Consider the following 21,757-nt stretch of genomic DNA (forward strand, 5'->3'; position numbering starts at 1 on the left):
AGAAGAAATTTTGAGTAAAATTTGTGTGGAATTTCAGGATGATGTATTAACCATCCGGTGTGCCAGAACCAGAATGACACCGGAAGACACGGAGACAGCCAATGTGACAGGCATTGAGTTCGGCAGAAAGTACAGAACCAATATGCCTGTCAGAAACAAATCTCAGAAGAATAAGGTCTTTTATATGGAACCGGTACAGGTTACGGTGAAAAACCCTGCCAGTCTGCCCATACTGGCAGAAGGGGCGAAAGATGTGCCGGTGCTGGCGGTCTGGTCCAATGATAAATTCATTTATTACGGCTATCTTCTGATGAGCAGCGTTTACAAAGAATTAATTAAGTTCTCCTACAAAGTGCTTCATCTGGGCCTGAGCAGGCGGTATCTGTCTCTGTGGATGATCGGGTATTTCCAGACCGGGTCTGAGACTCCCGTGCAGGGCCAGCGGTTTTATATTGATGAGAATAATTATCAGGAATCCACCATGAAGATTGATTCGGCTCTGATTCCCAAATGGAAGCTGCTTTTGCAGCACAATTTCCAGCATTTTAAGATTCCTCTGGAATCCCTGCTGTCGGAAGATACGCAGATTAACAATATGCTGAATATTATGCTGAATGTAAACGGGCTGGAGCTGGATTACCGGCTGGGGAAAAAATTCCGCAGCATCGGTGCAAATATCCGGCATTATTATGCGCCCTATAAGAGCAGATATCTCAAAGATTTTGCCATTCACGTCAGAAGGACGGACCGGGGCAATTTTTCCATTGTAAAGCGGCCCAAGGAGGAAGTGGAACGCGGCCTCCGGTTTAAAATTATGGAGAGCCGGGGGATATCCTGGCTTCTGTACCATCTGGGGAAATGGCGGGGAAAGCATGGCCGGAATGTGAACCTGTTCTATGAGAAATTTTCGGAAAAGGCGGAGGAAGGAGCATTCGATTTGTTCCTTATGGCCAGAGACAGCCAGTCATCCCGAAATTACTATATCATTGACGAGCACTCCGAAGATTATCAGCGAATTCAGGGAGAAAAGAACGTGGTTCGGAAATATTCTCTGAAATATTACTGGCTGCTGTACCGGGTAAATTACTATATTTCCACAGAAGCCCCGGCCCATCTGAATCTCCTGCGGTCAAACAACAAATATTTTCGGAAAAGTACCTGCGAACATCCCTTTATCTTTCTGCAGCACGGGGTTACCTACCTGAAATGTCAGGGTCCAACCTCCACTTTTGTGGCAGGGAAGGAAGGAGAGCCTCAGTATATTATTGTGGGAAGCGAGAAAGAAAAAGATGCAGTGTGCGATATGCTGAAACTGCCGGAAGAACGAATCTGGAATACGGGACTTCCGATTTTCAGCAAGATAGATTATAAGCACATTCATCAGGATTCCGAAGATAAAGCGGTAATTATGCTGACCTGGAAGACCTATGAGGAACATCTGCAGGATTTTGAACAGTCGGAATACTATAAAAACGTTATCCGGATTTATCAGATGCTCAGCAGATATCTGGAGCCTTCAAAGATTATTATTGTGCCCCATCCAAAGGTAATGGATTTGCTGGCCCATACGGATATGAAAGATTCTGTGTGGAAGAAACCCATTTCCGAAGTTCTGGGTGTGACAAAACTTTTAGTGACAGATTATTCTTCCGTATGTTATAATGTATTTTACCAGGGTGCCGGGGTGGTATTTTACCAGCCTGATCTGGAATTATATGAAATGGAAAGCGGCAGGCTGATTCCCTCAGATGACGAATACATTGGTGCCAGAGTGTTTGACCTGAAGGCTCTGGAGGAGACATTGCAGAATATTATTCAGGATGGCAGGATTATTCTGGATAAGGCGCGGACTTCGGAACACGAGGCCCGTTATCAGAGCATCAATGAATTCAGCGACGGAGAGAATCTGGCGCGGATTTACCGGAAACTGGTAAAGAAAAAGATTGTATAGATAATTGCAAAATCTGATAGTTTTTTGAATTCCGTGTACAATTCAAAAATTTCAGGATAAATGTTTTCTCATACAAAAGGTGAGAAATGCATTCAGCACCATGGAGGTAAGACTCAGATAATCATGGAAGCTATTGCTGAGCATGATTATCTGTAGTCGGAGGCTTACCGGAATGTCCGGTGCGTCTGGCATTTCGTGCTTTTGTATGAAGAAAATATTGATATAAAGTTGTAGTAGTTGTACATGGAATTCTTATAATTTAACAGTTTTGCAATTATCGGAAAAGATTGTATAATGAAAGGAGAAACAGGTTATGAAAAAGCGTGTACTGGTTGCCTTACTGTCTGTCAGTGTGGGAATTTCAGGACCAATGGGAGTACCGGTGGCAGAAGCATCTTCCGTCAATCCCGAACAGACAACGGAAGATGTGACATTTATTCAGGAGGAAACTCCGGAGCAGGAAGAAATTTCCGGCCAGGAGGAGCCTGCAGTATCAGAAGTTCCGGGAGAAACAGCAGAACCGGAAACAACTGTTGAGGAAACAGCAGACCTGAAAGATATGGTAGTGCCGGAGCAGGCAGAACCGGAAGCAGCAGCGGAAGCCATGGAGAAGACAGAGGAGCCTCTGGAAATGGAGAAGATTTCCAGATTTTCTGAAGCTGATATGGAGATCATGGCTGATGTGAAAGGCGCCAATACGGTTACATTGAATCCGGTACAGAACGCAGATGCAGCGGCAGTTCTGGAGGCTGCTCTGAAAGAAGTGGAAAAGAGCGGAACCACAGAAGTGACCACAATCGTCATTCCTGCAGGTACTTATAAATGGAACGAGGCTGTCAGCCTGGTATCCAATGTAAATATTGTAGCAACGGGAGCCACCATCAACGCTTCCGCAAACATAGACACCATGCTGCGGACGGTATCTGGAAGAAACACTTCAAACGTTACGGTGGAAGGAGGAACCTGGGACTGCGGGAACAAGGCAGAGAGCGGATTCATATTCTATACCGGCAAAAATATTACCCTGAAAAACTGTACGGTAAAGAATGGTAAGGGGAACGGCGTCCGGATTGGAGACAGCACAATCTCCCTTGTAGAAGGCTGTACCATCAGTAATAACAGCAGCAGCGGCATTTATGCCACTGGCGCTACGGTGATTTCTGCCATTAAGGGTTGCACCATTTCTTCCAACGGAGCTACCGGAATGACAGCCAGGGGAGTAACCGTAAACGAACTGTCTTCTACTACTTTCTCTTCTAACAAGGAGCACGGACTGGCAGCTTATGAAAAAGCTAAAATCGGAACGATTTCCAATGTGGTTGCTAAAAGCAATAAGGAACATGGAATTGCTGTTACCGGAGATTCTGAGATAAAAATTACCGGCGCCACAGCAGAGGGTAACACTCAGAACGGTGTATCTATTACCGGCGACAAGAGCAAAGCAGTGATTGAAGGCCTTACCGCAACGAAAAATAAGGGTACAGGAATTGCTTTTTCCAAATGCGGCAACTGCGTGTTCAAAAATTCCAAAGTTACTTATAACGGCGGACACGGAGTTACCATTTCCGATACCGTAGTGGATATGGAATGTACAAAGCAGACTGCCAATACCGTGGAGAACAATGACTGGAGCGGCGTTTCCATTACCGGAAAAGACTCCAAAGTTACCATTAAATACGGCAGTTACAGCAAGAACGGACGGAATCCCAAATCCTCTTCCGAGGGTGAATCCGGTCATGGCGTGGGCGTATTCTCCGGAGCATCGCTGGTGTTAAAAGAAGCCACTATGGAAGACAATTCCGTATGCGGTGTGTCTCCCTTCGGCAAAGGCACTTCCGCTACCATTGAAAAATGCGTGATTCAGGACAACGGAAGACACGGCATAGGCGGAAGAAAATCCGTTACCCTCACAGTAAAAGGAAATACCATTAAAGACAATAAGAATCATGGTATCATGGTAAACGACAAGAGTAACGGAAAGAACATAGAGAACAATGAAATCAGCGGCAACAAACAGTGCGGAATCTGTGTTGGAGTAAGATCTAAAGCTACTGTTAAGAATAATAACATCAGCAAATCCGGACAGAATGCCATTTATGTGTATGACAAGTCCAAAGCCACCATTACCGGAGGTAAGCTCCAGTCCAATAAAGAGTGTGGGGTTGTGACAGATAAGAATGCTGATGTTACCGTAAAAAAAGTCAATATCAGTAAAAATAAAATTTACGGAATGAATATCAAGGGCGGAAAAGCAAAGGTTCAGTCCTGTACCATCAGCAGCAATAAGAGTTCCGGAATTCAGATAAAAGCAAAGGCAAAAGTGTCCGAATTGTCCGGCAATAAGATTAAGAATAATGGTGAATACGGCATTTACTGCAAGGAAGCCTCTGTTACTAAAATAGAGAAAAACACCATTACGGGACACAAAAAATACGGAATTGTTCTGTATCCCGGTTCTACCTGTAAGAATATTAAGAAAAATACCCTGAGCAATCCGGCTGCACCAAAAGAGATTGGCATTCAGGGTTCCACATCCAATGTGGGCGATGTGAAGCCGGTAACCATCAGCACAGCAAAGAAGAATGGAACCAGTATTAAGGGTTCTGCTCCTTCCAATGCAAAAGTTTCTGTTAAAATCGGCAAGAAAACCTACAGTGCAAAGGCAGGCGGAAACGGAAGCTATACCATCAAAACTGCAAAGCTGAAAAAAGGAACAAAATTAAAAGTTCAGGCAGCAGCTGCAGGCGGAAATACCGTATATGCAGAAACAGTGGTAAAATAATTTCGGGCAGGTACTGCCGTAAGAAAGTATAACAATGGGGAATCTTCGTTCCCTTTGGCGGAATGGACAGACTGCTCCGTCAGGGGAAAGGATTCCCTGTTGCATTACGTGCAAAAATTTCATCTTACTTCAGAAGAAAGCGGCTGTATACATAGAGAGAAAGGAATTATTGCAATGGAAGCACAAAAAGCATACCAGTATAAATTTACTGTGGTCACGCCTGTGTATAAAGTGGAAGAATATCTGGAAGAAACCATTGAATCAGTTTTAAACCAGACCATCGGATTTGAAGAAAATATACAGATGATACTGGTCAATGACGGAAGCCCCGATAACAGCGAGGAAATCTGTCTGAAATATCAGAAAAAATATCCTGATAATATTATTTATCTGAAAAAAGAGAACGGCGGCGTCAGTTCCGCCAGAAACGAAGCATTTCCCTATATTCAGGGAAAATACGTGAACTTCCTGGATTCCGATGATAAATGGGCGCCGGATGCTTTTGCACTGGTGTATCCTTTTTTTGAAAAAAATCAGAATAAAACAGATGTGGTGGGAGCAAGAAAACGTTTTTTTGAAGGACGGAATGACTACCATCATCTTGACTATAAATTTGAAACCACAAAAGTGGTATATCTGCAGACCCAGTACGATTATGTGCAGCTTGACGTGACCTCGTCCTTTGTAAAAGCCGAAGTGTTGGAGCACCACAGATTCTGCACAAAATTAAAGTATGGAGAAGATTCTGCATTTATCAATGAAGTGCTGCTGGAAAAATGTACCCTTGGCCTGGTGCGGGAAGCAGTGCATTTTTACCGGAAACGCCGAAACGAAACCTCGGCCCTGCAAAACGAGCTGAAATCAGACAGCTATTACCTGGATTCTCCCGAATATTATCACAAAGCCCTGATAGAAAAATCGCTGGAGCAGTACAAAACCGTGCCGGAATTCATTCAGTACGCTGTGATGTATGATCTGGGCTGGCGCATCCGCAAAGATATCCGCTCTTATGTAACCGATGAAAGGGCCGAATCTTATAAAAAGCATATTCAGGAAATTCTGCAGTATATTGAGGAACGGGTTATTATGAATCAGCGAATCATGTACAAAGACGCCATGATTTATGCTCTTTCCCTGAAATATGGCAGAGATATCCGCAAAGAAATTATTTACGATATGGGAAAACTGCTGTTCCACAATATAGAACTGCTGAACCTGTCCCAGACTTCCAATATTATCATCCTTACCTCCATGGAAGTGAAAGACCAGACCGTCTGCCTGGAAGGCAGGGTAAATACCTGGCTTCCGGAGGAGGATTACGAAATATATACGGAAATTAAAGGTAAGAGAAGCCCCCTTCCCTGCTTTGATTTAAAGGAATTTGATAAAATGGGACTGGACGGAGTCTGCCATAAGGGCAGAGGATTCCGGCTGGAAATCCCTGTGGGCAAAAAAGAATGGGATTTGACCTTCAGTATCTGGTACCGTGACATTTACCGGAAAAAAGTTCGATTTGCCCTGGACAGCAGCATCCCTCTGAATGAGGAGGAAACCTCTTATTACTATCAGAATTTCTGTCTGCTCCGGAAAGATAAAAAGAAATTAATCTGTAAACATATGGGACGCCGGGAACGTCTGGAGTACGAAAAGGCCTACCAGTCCACTCTGATTCAGGCAGGCAGGAAGGATTTGCTCCCGTTCCGGAAGTGGTATATGGTTCTGAAAGAATTAAAGAAGAAAGAAATCTGGCTGGCAGCCGATAATCTCAGCCAGTGCCAGGAACCTCCCGCCCCGGTATTTCAATATCTGTCGGAACAGCGAAAAGCAGGAACACGAATCTACTTCGTATCAGAGAAATCCTGCCCTGCCGCAAAAGAAGCCGGAAAATATGGAAAAATCCTGGCATACGGCTCATTCCGCCATAAAATCCTGTTCCTGCTGAGTGATAAAATCATAGTATCCGGGAAACATAAAGATGAGATGGATGTGTTTGGCGAACAGGGAACCTACATGAAAGATCTGTACCAGTTTGAAACTGTTTTTTGGAGTGAGACATGATTAAAACGGTAAAATGGAGTGTAAAAGACAGTATGACCTGCCTGTTTGGGCTTATGGTCTGTGTGATAATCACCCTGATGTGTCTGACGAAAAGCATTAATCTGAACTGCTTTTATGACGTGGGAGAGATCTATGATGTGGGGAAAACAGAGCGCACTTATGCAGGAAACAACTGGGTGTATGATAACAGTACCGGATGTATCAATATTCTGGATGATGCAGCAAATCAGATATTTGCCATTGCGGTTCAGCAGAAGAACTGGAATTATCTGTATCTGGAACTGGATGAACTGGAGGGGGAGTCTGACTGGGATATTTATTTTTTGAATTCTGCCTACGAAGCAACGGGTGTTGTGAATCAGACCATGAAAAATGGTTTGAATATTCTGGAACTTCCCAGGGAAGAGATTTATGCCATCAATATTGTGATTTCCAATCAGAAAGGGCTGACCTTTTCCATTCCGAAGATGCAGTTTCGTGAAAGACAGCAGACCTTTGGCTGGAAAGAATTCTGGATGGTGTTTGCGGTTGTTTCTGTCCTGTACCTGATAATCATTCAATTATACAGACGGTTCTGGAAAAGGAAGAAGACTGAACAGCCAAAAGGCCTGTGGATAGAAGAGGTGCAGAAAATTTATAGTTCCATACTGAACCAGGGAGCATGTTTGCGTCAGAAAGTTTCCTGTAAAGCCATTGTTCGAATCCGTACGGTTCTTTTTTTTGTCTGTTATCTGATTTTGTATCTTATGGTAACTTTACGATGGAGATGGCGGCCGGTTACTCAGAACAAAATGGTATTGTTATTGGGGATCTGTCTGTTTCTGATTGCAGCGTTATCCTGGGAAAAGAGGGAATTTTCTGTATGCTGGAAAAATCCATTGGTATATGCCTGGTTTATCCAGTGGATACTCTGCATTATATCTGATTTTCTTGTAAAAAAATCTTTCAGCCATGTGGGAATTTTTATGCTGGCAGCGGTGGGGCCGTTGCTGCTTTCCTGGAATCAGATGGAACATCCCGAAAAATGGTTAAGAGATTTAAAAAAAGCTCTGGAGATGTTTTACTGGCTGGCCTGTATCTTTTGCATCTTTTGCCGGCCATATACCATTGGAAATCGTTATATGGGAATATTTAATAATCCAAATACCTTTGCGGGATTTCTTGTGACTGTGAATCTGGTGTTTCTGGATTATGTTAAAGCAGAAACAGGAGAAAAAAATCCGAAGTACAGGCAGCTGATGAAAAATAGAACGGGGCTTGTCAGCGTGTGTTTCTTTTTGATGCTGACTCAGAGCGTGACAGGAATAGCAGTATATATATTAGAGTGGCTGGTGTTTTTATGGTGGATGTTAAAAAGCAGGAAAGAAAAAAGCAACAGGAAAAATATCATAATAAATCTTGGATTTTTGATATTAAACGTTGTCCTGATAGTAACTTTGGGAAAGTGGTGTCTTACGAAAGCAGCAGGCTTGTTAAATACAGCAGTTCCTTTTCCAGGGGATCTGTATTTGATGTCAGATAATTCTCTGTTGTCCATGCATGTTTATGCGGCAGATGGAAAGTTGCCTTTGCTGGAACGGATTTCCCAGAAACTTTCCGGCAATGGCATTAGCTTTTTTTTGAGCGGCAGAGATGAAGTTTGGAAAATTTATCTGCGGCAGTTGAACCTGGTGGGGCACAGCAGATGGGCTGAAACTGGTGTAAGCAGAATGCATGCTCATAATAATCTTCTGCAGATGATGTATGATTATGGAGTATTTGTTGCGTTGCCTTATCTTACCATGGTGTATTACAGTTTGAAATACAGTCTGAAAAATTTCTTTCAGAACCGAAAAATGAGTTTGTTTATACTGGGAGCGATACTGAATTATCATATTATTGGTTTAACGGAGGATGTAACCTCTCCCTATGCTTTTGTAAGCTGGCTGACCTTTTATCTTGTAATCGGCAGCTTATTTGTACAACAGGCAGAAAACGTAAGAAGGTGACAGCGATGAAGAGAGAAAAAAAGTTTTATCTGTTTCTTTTTTTTCTGACCGGAATATTATTGAGCGTCATGATTGTCTTTATGCGGCTGGGCGGAGCCATTAATCTGGAAGAATTTATGTCTGCAGGAAAAGTATATGATTTTTCCCATTCAGAGTTGACCAAAGATTCTTCCACCTGGATTTACCAGCCGGAGGAAGGGGGATACCGGCTTTCAGAGGATAATGCTGTCAATCGCTATAAATTAAACGGAAAAGAAGATGCCTGGGGTTTTCTTTATATTGATGTGGAAAATATGAGCGTGCCATCCATGGAAGGCATGTTAGAATATTACAACGCGGGAAAGGAAAAGGTGGCGGAACAGGCGATTTGTCTGACCGAGGGAAGAAATGCTCTGGAGCTTGCGACGGATGTTCCCATGTATAAAATGGCTATCCGAATTTTAAATGAAAAGGGAGAGTTTTTGTCTATTTCTTCCATGCAGATTCGGACAGGGCCTTCCTGGTATACCAGAAAACACTTTGCAGAATTGTTTGCAGTCTGCTTACTGGGATTTCTTGCAGTTTCCGGAATTTTGCTTTATCTGAAAAAAAAGCTGTCTTTAAATATAAAAATACCAGACGTATACAGGCTGATTGCGCTGCTGCAATATATGTTTCAGCTGTTGGGAGATTATTTTGGAGAAAGAACAGGTGGAAGATTAAGAGCAGGTCAGAGAAAAGCCATGCGGAAACTCCTGTTTGGGCTGCTGTTTTCCTGGATGATTATCGGAAATGTTCTGAACTGGACGAGCAGTCAGGAAATATACCGGTATCATATATTTGGCTGTATGGTGCTGTTGGTATTACTGGCACTGGTTAGCTGGGAGAAGCCTTTGCAAAAAGTATCCTGGAAAACTCCCTGGATGGCTTGCTGGCTGCTTTTGTGGGGAGGCATAATAATTTCTGATTTTTTTGTCATAAAGAAATGGGAATTAACCGGACAGGTGATGTTTTTCGCAGGAGCCTTTCTGATTTTTACCTGGCACAATATGGAGCACCCACGTGATATACTGGGGGATTTCCTGGATGCTCTGGAACTGGTATTTCTGGCGGGAACCGTATACTGCATGTTGTTCCGTATGAAAAGGCCGGCCATTGATTACAACGGGCTGTTTCGGAGTTCCGAAGAATTTTCCATGTACGGAGCTTTTATGTGGTGCATGTTTCTGGCGGAGTTGGACAACCTGATAAAAGAGGATACAGGTTTATCCAATAGCGGGAGGCGGAAGAAAAAATGTATAACTGGATTGTATATTAAATATATTACAGGTGCTGCAGTTTCACTTTATTTTGTACTCAGAAGTAATTGTATATTGGGTTTTGCAGCATCAGCAATTACAGGTGCATTAGTGCTGCTTCGGCAATGGGGAAGTTTTGTGCAGATATGGGAGCGTGCAGGAAAATTGCTGAAATCTATGGGGATTGGGGTATTTATGGCAATTCTGGCAGTGTCTGTCGTTCATATTGCAACAAAGCAGTTTCCAGAGTTTTTAAATCTGAATATAGCTTATGAAAATGAACGATTGCTGACAGGACTTTCTGATGAGGATTATAAAGATTATTTCACACTGTATCCGGAAGAGGCAGAAGGGGTAAAACGAAAGCAGGATATTGAGTATCACATCATCTGGAAAAGTTATATCCGCAGATGGAATCTCTTTGGTCATTCAGAACAACCACGGGTGTTTCGAAGACGAAGTCCTGCTTACAGTGGATATATTGCCATATCATATGGAACAGGACTTTTTATTCTGGTAGCTTATATGGGATATCAGGTGGCTCAGTTGTGCAGGGGCGGAAAAAATTTCCTCCGTAAAAAAGAATCATGTCAGGCAAATGTGCTGATTTTACTGACCAGCCTTGTATACATTAGTTTCTGTGTCTGGGGAAATGTGGATGTGGTATGGGGACATCCCCTGTGGCTTTTATTTTATCTGATGGCAGGATGTCAGGAAAGCCAGTTGCAATTTCAGGAAAATTAAGATACAATTGTGAGAAGAAAATACTTGAAAAGAGGAAATACAGGTGAAAACGTTAGCGGAGACAAATCAGCTTTTATTCAAAAGGATTATTTTGATTGTATACGATATTATTGCAGTTGTGGCGGCCAGTCTTCTGGCTCTGTTTATTCGGTTTGAAGGGCGGTATATTGAAATTCCCAGGGAATATATTTCCAGGAGTTTACAGTATATTCCGGTAATCATTGTGATAACGCTGATTATTTTTTACGGGTTTCGTCTTTACAGCAGCCTCTGGACGTATGCGGGGGCGCCGGAGCTCATTAATATTACCTTTGCCAGTGCATTGTCTGCCATGGCCCAGATGATGGTGATGGTATTTTTTGATGTAAGGATGCCCAGAAGTTATTATATTCTATATGGAGTATCTCTGTGGATACTGGTATTTCTCAGTCGGTTTTCCTATCGGGGAATCCGGACTCTGATTAAGCGTCAGGCCAGTGGGGAAAATACTTCCCGTGTGTTGCTGGTAGGGGCCGGGGCCGCAGGAAATATGCTGGTGAAGGAAATACGCAACAGCAATTACGTCAGCAAGCAGGTGGTGTGTATTGTAGATGATGACAAGTCCAAAGAGGGCAGTTATCTTCATGGTGTTAAGGTTCTGGGAAACAGACAGAATATTCCGGAACTGGTAAAACGGTACAGAATTGATGAAATTATTATAGCCATGCCTTCTGCACCTGCAAAGGAAATCAAAGAGATTCTGGATGTGTGTAAAGAGACAGGCTGTGAGCTGAAACGTCTGCCAGGGGTTTATCAGCTTGTAAACGGGGAAGTCGGTATCAGCAAGCTGAAAGAAGTAGATGTGAACGATTTACTGGGACGGGAGCCTGTGAAAGTAGATTTGTCTACCATATTAAATTATGTTTCCGGAAAGACGATTCTGGTAACCGGCGGAGGCGGATCTATCGGAAGTGAAATCTGCCGTCAGGTGGCGGAACACCATCCCAAAATGCTGGTGTTGGTAGATATTTATGAAAATACCACCTATGATATTCAGAATGAACTGAAAAATAAATATCCGGAGCTTAATCTGGTGGTACTAATCGCTTCTGTGCGCAATACAAAACGAATGGATATGATTTTTGAGACCTATCGGCCGGATATTGTATACCATGCGGCGGCTCACAAGCATGTGCCCCTGATGGAGGACAGCCCCAATGAGGCTGTGAAGAATAATGTCCTTGGTACCTGGAAAGTAGTACAGGCTGCGGATAAGTGGAAGGTAAAACGGTTTGTAATGATTTCCACGGACAAGGCGGTAAATCCCACGAATATTATGGGCGCCACCAAACGAATCTGTGAAATGATTATCCAGACCTATAATACCCGTTCCAGAACAGAGTTTGTGGCGGTACGTTTTGGAAATGTGCTGGGGAGTAATGGAAGTGTTATTCCGTTGTTTAAGAAACAGATTGAACAGGGAGGTCCTGTTACCGTAACCCATCCTGAAATTATCCGGTATTTTATGACCATTCCGGAGGCGGTGTCTCTGGTGCTTCAGGCCGGAGCCTATGCCAAAGGCGGCGAAATTTTTGTGCTGGATATGGGGGAACCTGTAAAAATTGCGGATCTGGCAAGAAATCTGATCCTGCTGTCAGGCCATAAGCCCGATGAGGATATACAGATTGTGTATACAGGACTGCGTCCTGGAGAAAAATTATATGAAGAAATGCTGATGCATGAAGAAGGGCTGCAGGAGACAGAGAATAAACTCATCCACATTGGGAAACCTATTAAAATGGATGAAGAACATTTTCTGCTGCAGTTGGAGAATCTGAAAGAATACGTGGTACAGGAGCCGGAAGATATCAGGAAATGGGTGCAGGAGATTGTGCCTACGTATCATCCGCAGAAGTTTAAACAGGAGTGACAGGAAAATATGGTATTTTCAAGTTCAACTTTTTTGTTTGTATATTTTCCGATAGTGTTGATAATATACTATTTATTGCATCAGCGATACAGGAATACTTTTTTATTTCTGGCAAGCCTGGCATTTTATGCCTGGGGAGAACCCAAATTTGTTTTAGTGTTGATAATATCTGTTTTTATAAATTATGTGGCAGCATTATTGGTTGACATAAAACGAGTGGGGGGGGGTAAAACCTGTAAAATTATTTTAGGTATTGACGTAATTTTAAATTTATTGTTACTTTTTATTTTTAAATATCTGAATTTCATTACAGGCAATTTAAAATATATTTTTCCTGAAATTGTTGTTACTGATATAGTCCTGCCAATTGGAATATCATTTTTTACGTTTCAGGCAATTTCTTATGTGGCAGATGTCAGTCGAGGCAGAGGTAAAGCTCAAAGGAATATTTTGAATGTGGGTTTATATATAACTTTTTTCCCGCAATTAATTGCCGGACCAATTGTACGTTATGAGAGCATATCCTCAGAAATACTGGAACGTAATACCACATGGGATGATTTTTGTATTGGGACTAAACGGTTTCTGAGAGGAATAATTAAGAAGATTATTGTATCAAATAATCTTGCCCTTGTAGCGGACACTGCTTTTTCCATGACTTCCGGGAATTTGTCTGTCTGTATGGCATGGTTTGGAATGCTGGCGTATACATTGCAGATATATTATGATTTTTCCGGTTATTCAGATATGGCTATTGGTCTGGGAAGAATGTTTGGCTTTCACTTTAATGAAAATTTTGATTATCCGTATATTTCAAAGAGCATAACGGAGTTTTGGAGAAGGTGGCATATATCTTTGGGATCCTGGTTCAGAGATTATGTATACATACCGTTAGGCGGTTCAAGAGTGGAAACCAGATGGAAGCATATAAGAAATCTTTTTATCGTATGGTTTTTGACAGGAATCTGGCATGGAGCGAGATGGAATTTTATCTTTTGGGGATTAATGTATTTTGTGCTTCTTTTATTGGAAAAATATACGATTCATCCTGAAAAATTTTCAGGGATCAGATGGAAAAGATATACATGGCAGATAATTACAATGCTTTGTGTTGGTTTTGGCTGGGTATTATTTCGTGCGGAAGGTTTGCATAGTGCAGTTCTTTATGTAAAATTTATGTTCGGCTTGCAAAATAACCTGTTTATTAATGCAGAAACCCTGTTTTATATAAGAGAATACGCATGTATAACGCTAATAGCTATAATATTTAGTGTACCGGTTGTGCGTTATCTTGAAGAATATGTGCGTAGAAGAAACAAAAAATGGATACTGGAAATAACGGAACCCATTGTATATATTATACTTTTTTTGCTTGCAGTATCATATTTGGTAACAGGTTCCCACAATCCTTTTATTTATTTCAATTTTTGAGGTGAGAAAATGAAACTGATAAATGGTGAAAAAATATCTCAGTCAGTGATTGCTGTTTTGTTTCTGGCAGGTATTTTTTTTATTTTCCTCTTTAATTTAAAAGTACCGGTTACTGCGGTATTTTCGTTACGTGGCGGGCAGAATGTGGAAGATGTTACAGCAGCTTTTGAAGAAAATTTTAACGTTGCTTTTCCATTTAAAAATTTTTTTGTGGATATAAATGGAGCCGGACATCAGGTTTTATGTCAGAGAGAAATGAATCATGTGCTTAAACTGGATAATGGAATGACAACGGAAATTTTACCGGAAAGACCGGAGAATGAAATCCGTATGAATGCAGAAAGTCTGGCTGAATTTTCAAAATGGATTTCACATGATCAGGGGGCAAATTTTTTGTATGTCCAGCTTCCCTGGAAAAATTTTGCATATGATTCAAAACTTCCGGAAGGAATACATGATTATAGCAACGAGATTGCAGACATATTTTTAAATTATCTGGACGAGGAATCTGTGAATTATCTGGATATCAGAGCAGCCATACAGGAGGAAGAAGTAGATTTTTATTCTTTGTTTCTCAAAACAGAACATCATTGGAATTCTTATGGGGGTTTTTATGCATTTACAAAATTATGTAATTATATGGAAACTAATTTTGGAGAAGTAATTGATGATAAAGTCCTGGATATCGCTCAGTATAACCAGGATTTGTATAAAAATTATTCATTGGGATATTATGGACAACGGACAGGTTTTTTATTTTCCGGCCTGGATGATTTCACATTAATATATCCGAAATTTGATACGGAACAAAGCTGTGAAATCCCCCATAAAGAAATAGTGCGAAATGGAACATTTTATGATACGGTCTTTGATCTTGAAAAATTACAGCTCCCCTGGCGTGAAAGAGGAATGTATGCAACATATATCGGGGGAGATTATCCTTTGGTAATTCACGAAAGCAGGACTGCTGAAAATGAGGGGACAATAATGCTGTTTATTGATTCATTTGGGACCCCGGTAGAATCCTTTCTGACTACAGCATACCGGCATGTAGTTGCAGTTGATTTGCGCTGGGTACTGCGTTATGGGTGGGATGAAACATCTGTAGATTTTATAAAACAGTATAAACCGGATAATGTTATTGTAATGCTTAATCCAAATCAGATTGGATACGCAGAAAGTGAACAGTTTATTTATGGTTTGGAATAGCGAAAATCATTTATAAGATTGCATAAAGTGACTGTTGCAAAATAGCAGCTTTATACAGGATGTGGTATCTGGACAATATGAGTCTTGCCATATATTGTATATGTGCTATATTTTGCAACAGTCGCTTTTAATTTTTATTCTAAGAAATTGTTAAAAATCAACTGTCTTTTGCCGGTTATATTGTATAATTTATATGTTCTTTCTCCCCATTTGTGTACGATTTTTCAACGCTTATGTTCTCTTTCTCCGATGCCTGTTCTTTATGGAACACAGATAATACAGACAGATACATAGAAAGGAATAGATTAGGACATGAATAAAAAATATCTGGAAACAGCAATTATACTTTCCCGTATGTACGGGGTGGCTGAGACACTTCACGAATGGGAATATTTGGACAGTGAGAAATTTATAATAAAAATTAATAAATGGACAGAAGAATTTCTAAGTATGGAAAGCGGAGATATTTTGAAATTCTTTGAAGCTCAGTTGAGTGAATAAAAAAGAGCAGGGTATTTCCTTTTTGGAATTTGCCCTGCTCTTAAATTTTTTCCGGAGGTATATATACTAAAATATCAGAAACAGAACATTCTAAAATTTCACAAAGAGTATCTAAAGTTTTTGTGGTGATTGCTTCTCCATGTTTCATTCTGTGGAGTGTATTTGCTGGAATCCCATGTTTAAAAATCAGCGAATATTCTGTAATACCCTTATTGTATAAAGTTGCATAAAAAGGCTGATATGAAATCATGCTTAATATCTCCATTCATTTTTTTAATCATATCATGCCCAAAACATTGACTATACTAAATATATTGAGTATAATTTGTATGAAATGCTGATTTTCTTAAAAATCTCTTAAAAAGGAGGAATATTTTAGTAATGCGAATTAAAATAATATTTGATATAATAAAAAAGTATTTTCTGATTGCAACGAAAGGACGTCTTAATTATGCAATTAGTCAGGGAATGAATTGTGGAAAAGGATGTATAGTTTCTTCTGGAACAGATTTTGGCTCTGAGCCATATCTAATTACCTTGCATAATAATGTTCGCTTATCTTCATCTGTAGCGTTTATTACGCATGATGGGTCTGTTCATACCATTGTCAGTAGTAAAAAATACAGGAATACTAACGTACATAAATATGGAAAAATAGAGATTGATGATAACACATTTATTGGAGCAAGGGCAACTATTATGCCAAATGTGTATATAGGTAAAAATTGTATAATAGGAGCCGGAGCATTAGTTACTCATTCGATACCTGATAATTCCATTGCTGTTGGCGTACCGGCAAAAATAATAGGAGATACATGGAATTTTGCGGAGAAAACAATTAACTCTTTGCCTGAAAACTGGGATAATACGGAATATAAAGAAAACACAAAAAATTATTTATTAAAAACAATTCCTGCTCCGCTTCAAAATGATATTAATTAAGAAATTGTGGTGTACTGAAAAGAAGGTGTTTGATTTTAATTTTACTGTTTGCAATTATTGGAAAATTGTAGTACAATAAAAGACAATGTATAAGTCTATAGAGTATCTTGCATGACAGGAGGAGAATATGAAACAGCATATTTTTCTTTCCTCGCCCCACATGAGCGAAGAAGGGTATGAACAGGAGTTTATAAAGGAAGCATTTGATACCAACTGGATCGCACCTCTTGGCAGGAATGTAACAGAGTTTGAAAAAGAAATGACAGCAAAACTGGGAGCCGGGAAAGCAGTAGCTCTTTCCGCAGGGACAGCTGCCATACATATGGCGTTAAAAGCAATTGGAGTAAGTCAGGGTGATATTGTATTTTGTCAGTCCCTGACTTTTTCTGCCACTGCAAATCCCATTGTTTATGAGAAAGCGACCCCGGTGTTTATAGACAGTGATAAGGAAACCTGGAATATGGATCCGAAGGCTCTGGAACTTGCATTTGAAAAATATGAGAAGCAGGGACAGCGGCCGAAAGCAGTTCTTGTGGTACATTTATATGGTATCTGTGCCCATATTGAAGAGATTGTGGAGATATGCCAGAGATATCAGGTTCCATTAATTGAAGATGCGGCCGAAAGTCTGGGAACCACATATCATGGGAAATATACGGGAACTTTCGGAGATTATGGAATTATCAGTTTTAACGGGAATAAAATTATAACAAGTTCCGGCGGGGGTATGCTGCTGGTAAATACGCAGGATGCGGAGGAGAAAGCAGGGAAAGTTCTCTACTGGGCTACCCAGGCCAGGGAGCCTGCGCGCTGGTATCAACATACAGAAATTGGGTATAATTATCGTATGAGCAATATCGTAGCCGGAATCGGCAGAGGACAGTTAAAAGTACTGGATCAGCGTGTGGAAAAGAAACGCTATATTTATGAATATTATCGAAAACATCTGGGAGATTTGTCAGGAATTCATTTTATGCCAATGATGGAAGATACCAGAAGTAACTGCTGGCTTACATCTGTTCAGTTAGATGCGGATTGCAAAGTAAGGCCATTGGATATTATGCTTGCTTTGGAAGAAGACGATGTGGAGAGCCGGCCAATCTGGAAGCCCATGCATTTGCAGCCGGTGTTTACAGATTGTGATTTTGTTTCTACAGTGGAAGGACTGCACATAGTGGATGGAGAGACAGGAGCGGATAACAGTATCAGCGGGCAGATTTTTGAATATGGAGTTTGTATGCCCAGTGACAGCAAAATGACGGATGATGATTTGGAGCGAGTATGTAATGCGGTGAGGAAGCTGTGGGAATAGAATGAAAAAGATTCTGATATTTGGGGCCGGCGGATTTGGCAGAGAGGTGCAATGGCTGATAGAACGTATCAATCAAAAAGAACCCCTCTGGCAGATAGAGGGATATCTGGATGATAACCTGGAGCCGGGAACAGAAATTAATGGATATAAAGTATTGGGGAGTATGGAGAAGCTGCGGGAATATGATGATTCTTTGTCAGTGGCATGTGCAGTTGTTTCAGCGCGGATAAGGGAAAAAATAGTTTCGGAAATAAAGCAAACTGGTAATTTTCAGTTTCCCAATCTGATTGACCCTGATGTTCGGACATCGGAATTTTTATCTATGGGGGAAGGAAATATTATCTTTGCAGGAAATATCCTTACTGTAAATATTGTGATAAAAGATTTTGTGATTTTAAATCTTGCATGTACCACAGGGTATGATGCAGTTCTGGAATCTTTTGTTACAGTGCATTCCGGAGTGAACATTGCCGAATGTGTCCGGATACAAAAAGGTGTGGAGCTGGGGACAGGAAGCAAAGTTATTCAGGGAAAAACTATTGGAGAATATACGTTTGTAGGGGCGGCTTCGTTGGTAAATCACGATTTACCGTCAGAATGCATGGCTACGGGATTGCCGGCGAAACCAGTAAAATTTTACGGAAAAGGGTATAATAAACTTCTTATAACAGGAGCAAGCGGGCATGGAAAGGTCATTTTTGAACTCGCCGGAAAAACAGGACTTTATGATGAAATTTATTTTCTGGATGATGATGAAATATTATTGAAAACAGAAGAAACAGTAGTCGGAAGTGTTGATTTTGCAATAAATCACAGGGGAGAATTTGATGTAATTATTGCTGTAGGAAATGCATTCATCAGAAGGCAGATTCAGGAGAAGTATGAAAGAGCAGGGGTAAACCTTGTAACACTGATTCATCCGGAGGGAATATTATCAGATGAAACAGTCAGAATCGGAAAAGGGACTGTGATAATGGCCGGAGCTGTTATTCAAACGGGTGTTGCAATCGGTGACGGTGTTATTGTGAATACGTCAGCGTCCATAGATCATGAATGTGAAATTGGTGATTTTTCTCATATATCAGTGGGAAGCCATCTGGCGGGCAATGTGAAAGTTGGGAATAATACATGGATTGGAGCAGGGGCAGTTATCAGTAATAATGTATGTATTTGCGATGATGTGACAGTAGGGGCAGGAGCAGTGGTGGTAAAGGATATTACAGAAAGCGGTACATATGTGGGGATACCTGCAAAGAAAATAACAAAATAGAACAGTGTGGAAAAGAGAGATGTATAGAAAAATTTGGAAACGTTGGATAGATTTTGTATTGTCTTTTCTTGCAATCGTAGTTTTGAGTCCGGTTTTTTTGATTGTAAGTATTTTAGTAAGGAAACAATTAGGCAGACCGGTTATTTTTAAACAAAAGCGACCGGGAAAAAATGAAAAAATATTTGAAATGTACAAATTCCGGACAATGACAGATTCCAGAGATTCAAAAGGAAATTTATTACCGGATGAAAAACGACTGACTTCCTTTGGAAAAAAGTTGAGGAGTACAAGCCTGGATGAATTGCCGGAGCTGTTTAATATATTAAAAGGTGATATGAGTATAGTTGGGCCGCGGCCTTTGCTGGTAAAATATCTTCCGCTCTATAATAAGAGACAGAAAAAGCGCCATAAAGTTCGTCCGGGCTTTACCGGGCTTGCACAGATAAACGGACGAAATGCCATAAGCTGGGAAGAAAAATTTGAATGGGATGTCAGGTATGTAGAAAATATAACTTTTATGGGCGATTTGAAAATTATATTGAAAACGGTAAAGACAGTATTGAACCATGAAGGAATTAACAGTGAAACGTCTGCTACCATGGAAGAATTCCGAGGAGAAAAAGCGTTATGAAGAAAATGCTGATGGTGGCTTCCGTACCATCTATGATAGGGCAATTTAATATGGATAATATTTCTGTTCTTCAGAAATTGGGGTATAAGGTATATGTTGCATGTGATTTTAAAGACAGAAGTGTCTGGGACGAAGAAAGAACCAGTAAATTTAAAGGTGAGCTGTGCAAAAAAGGTATCCGATATGATCAGATAGATTTTTCCAGAAGTCCATTTAATATTAAAAAAAATATTGCTGCTTATAAACAAATGTATAGTCTGGTCAGAAAAGAAAGATTTGCTCTGGTACATTGCCATACTCCGGTTGCTTCTGCTATTGCCAGAGTGGTGGCCCACAAACTACATGTAAAGATTATTTACACCGCTCATGGATTCCATTTTTATCATGGTGCTCCATGGAAAAACTGGGCATTTTTTTATCCGGTAGAAAAGATTCTTTCTCAATGGACGGATGTTCTGATTACAATTAACAAAGAAGATTATCGGAGGGCAAAAAAAGATTTTTATGCGAAAAAAGTGGTTTATGTCCCTGGAGTTGGAGTAGATACCGATAAGTTTCATTCGTTTTTGATTAATGCTGCTGAAAAGCGAGCAGAACTTGGAATTACCGACACAGATATTATGCTTTTGTCTGTTGGAGAACTTAGCCAGCGTAAGAACCATGAAGTTGTGATCAGGGCAATAAGGAAAGTGAATAATCCCAGTATAAAATATTTTATTTGTGGAAAAGGAGAATCAGATGCTTATCTGACCAGTCTTATAAAGGAATCTGGTCTTAAGTCGCAGGTAAAGCTGCTTGGTTACAGGACGGATATATCCGAACTTTGTCAGGCAGCCGACCTGTTTGTGTTCCCATCGCACCAGGAAGGATTGCCGGTTGCACTTATGGAAGCAATTGCCTGTCAGACGCCGGTGTTATGCTCAAATATACGAGGTAATACAGACCTGGTGAAAGATAAGATGTGTTTGTTTGATGAAAATAATCTGGAAGATCTTGTGCAGCATTTGGAGGAGATTATCAGAGGAGGACAACCTCGTATAACAATGAAAGAATCCGTGATGCGGAATTATGATCATCTTAAATCGTTTGATTTGAAAAGTATTTCTGATAAAATGACTGCCTTATACGAGTGGGGGGGGGGTAAAACGCCTGATAATGCAGCAGGAATTAAGAAAAGAACTGGATATTAGTCTGGATACAGTATTATTATTGTCAGTCGGAGAGTTAAATGAAAATAAAAATCACAGTGTGGTCATAAAAGCATTGGCTGAACTGAAAGATAGTAAAATTCATTACTGTATTGCCGGAATAGGAGAATTGGCGGATGATTTGAGAATTCTTGCAAAAAATATGGGTGTTGAAGAACAGGTACATTTGCTCGGATACAGAAATGACATACCGGAGCTCCTTCAAAAAGTGGATGTTTACCTTCTGCCTTCTTTCAGAGAGGGATTAAATGTTTCACTAATGGAAGCTATGGCGTCTGGATTACCCTGCATATGCAGTGATATCAGAGGAAACAGTGATTTGATAATAGAAGGACAGGGAGGTTTTCTGACAAAAAAAGATGATGCAGCAGTTTATGAGGATGCTGTGAAAAAAAATCTTGCTGACAGGGAATTATATAAAAGAATGTCTGTATATAACAGGAACAGAATTATGAAATTTAATAAAGCTGTTATCGCTTCAAAAATGAGGCAGATATATAAAATGTACAGCGATTGATTTTGTAAAAAGTATTGGAAAGGTTCT

The 21,757-nt window shown here is 40.5% G+C and carries 16 protein-coding genes; 15 read left to right on the forward strand and 1 reads right to left on the reverse strand.

From position 1 onward, the window contains the following. Positions 1–10: 10 nt before the first annotated feature. The 9 genes from VSQ32_19570 to VSQ32_19610 all read left to right on the forward strand — a co-directional run bounded on the left by VSQ32_19570 (position 11) and on the right by VSQ32_19610 (position 15,850). Entirely contained in the window at positions 11–1,951 is a 1,941-nt protein-coding gene (locus VSQ32_19570) for a CDP-glycerol glycerophosphotransferase family protein (protein ID MEH2944979.1), read from the forward strand. Positions 1,952–2,264: 313 nt separating this feature from the next. Beyond that, the gene (locus VSQ32_19575) at positions 2,265–4,733 is read left to right on the forward strand and encodes a right-handed parallel beta-helix repeat-containing protein (protein MEH2944980.1); all 2,469 of its coding nucleotides are present in this window, start codon (positions 2,265–2,267) and stop codon (positions 4,731–4,733) included. Positions 4,734–4,907: 174 nt separating this feature from the next. Next, entirely contained in the window at positions 4,908–6,791 is a 1,884-nt protein-coding gene (locus tag VSQ32_19580) for a glycosyltransferase family 2 protein (GenBank protein ID MEH2944981.1), read from the forward strand. Then, entirely contained in the window at positions 6,788–8,779 is a 1,992-nt protein-coding gene (locus VSQ32_19585) for a hypothetical protein (protein ID MEH2944982.1), read from the forward strand. Before VSQ32_19580 ends, VSQ32_19585 begins: the two co-directional genes overlap by 4 nt. Positions 8,780–8,784: 5 nt before the next feature. Beyond that, entirely contained in the window at positions 8,785–10,800 is a 2,016-nt protein-coding gene (locus VSQ32_19590; protein MEH2944983.1) for a hypothetical protein, read from the forward strand. 43 nt (positions 10,801–10,843) lie between these two features. Continuing rightward, on the forward strand, positions 10,844–12,709 hold the full coding sequence (locus VSQ32_19595; protein ID MEH2944984.1) for a nucleoside-diphosphate sugar epimerase/dehydratase: 1,866 nt from the start codon (positions 10,844–10,846) through the stop codon (positions 12,707–12,709). A 9-nt stretch (positions 12,710–12,718) separates the two neighbouring features. Next, entirely contained in the window at positions 12,719–14,140 is a 1,422-nt protein-coding gene (locus VSQ32_19600) for an MBOAT family O-acyltransferase (GenBank protein ID MEH2944985.1), read from the forward strand. Positions 14,141–14,425: 285 nt separating this feature from the next. Further along, complete coding sequence (locus VSQ32_19605) at positions 14,426–15,349, forward strand: DHHW family protein (GenBank protein ID MEH2944986.1); 924 nt, start codon at positions 14,426–14,428, stop codon at positions 15,347–15,349. Between the two features lie 312 nt (positions 15,350–15,661). Next, positions 15,662–15,850, forward strand: coding sequence for a hypothetical protein (locus VSQ32_19610; GenBank protein MEH2944987.1), 189 nt, complete (start codon positions 15,662–15,664; stop codon positions 15,848–15,850). Positions 15,851–15,890: 40 nt separating this feature from the next. On the opposite strand, the gene VSQ32_19615 is transcribed toward VSQ32_19610, so the two are convergent. Then, a complete protein-coding gene (locus tag VSQ32_19615) occupies positions 15,891–16,100 on the reverse strand; it encodes a helix-turn-helix domain-containing protein (protein MEH2944988.1) in 210 nt (69 codons plus the stop codon). A 131-nt stretch (positions 16,101–16,231) separates the two neighbouring features. Here VSQ32_19615 and VSQ32_19620 point away from each other — a divergent pair, with 131 nt between their 5' ends. The 6 genes from VSQ32_19620 to VSQ32_19645 all read left to right on the forward strand — a co-directional run bounded on the left by VSQ32_19620 (position 16,232) and on the right by VSQ32_19645 (position 21,730). Then, complete coding sequence (locus tag VSQ32_19620; GenBank protein ID MEH2944989.1) at positions 16,232–16,792, forward strand: acyltransferase; 561 nt, start codon at positions 16,232–16,234, stop codon at positions 16,790–16,792. Positions 16,793–16,919: 127 nt separating this feature from the next. Beyond that, on the forward strand, positions 16,920–18,104 hold the full coding sequence (locus tag VSQ32_19625) for an aminotransferase class I/II-fold pyridoxal phosphate-dependent enzyme (protein MEH2944990.1): 1,185 nt from the start codon (positions 16,920–16,922) through the stop codon (positions 18,102–18,104). A gap of 1 nt (position 18,105) precedes the next feature. Then, positions 18,106–19,374, forward strand: coding sequence for a NeuD/PglB/VioB family sugar acetyltransferase (locus VSQ32_19630; protein ID MEH2944991.1), 1,269 nt, complete (start codon positions 18,106–18,108; stop codon positions 19,372–19,374). A gap of 19 nt (positions 19,375–19,393) precedes the next feature. After that, positions 19,394–20,005, forward strand: a complete 612-nt coding sequence (locus VSQ32_19635; GenBank protein MEH2944992.1) for a sugar transferase — start codon at positions 19,394–19,396, stop codon at positions 20,003–20,005. Continuing rightward, a complete protein-coding gene (locus VSQ32_19640) occupies positions 20,002–21,195 on the forward strand; it encodes a glycosyltransferase family 4 protein (protein ID MEH2944993.1) in 1,194 nt (397 codons plus the stop codon). The genes VSQ32_19635 and VSQ32_19640 overlap by 4 nt, the downstream gene beginning before the upstream one ends. Continuing rightward, positions 21,161–21,730, forward strand: coding sequence for a glycosyltransferase (locus VSQ32_19645; protein ID MEH2944994.1), 570 nt, complete (start codon positions 21,161–21,163; stop codon positions 21,728–21,730). Before VSQ32_19640 ends, VSQ32_19645 begins: the two co-directional genes overlap by 35 nt. Positions 21,731–21,757 lie beyond the last annotated feature (27 nt).

The sequence above is a fragment of the Lachnospiraceae bacterium JLR.KK002 genome, from assembly GCA_036941025.1.
GTDB lineage: Bacteria > Bacillota > Clostridia > Lachnospirales > Lachnospiraceae > Petralouisia.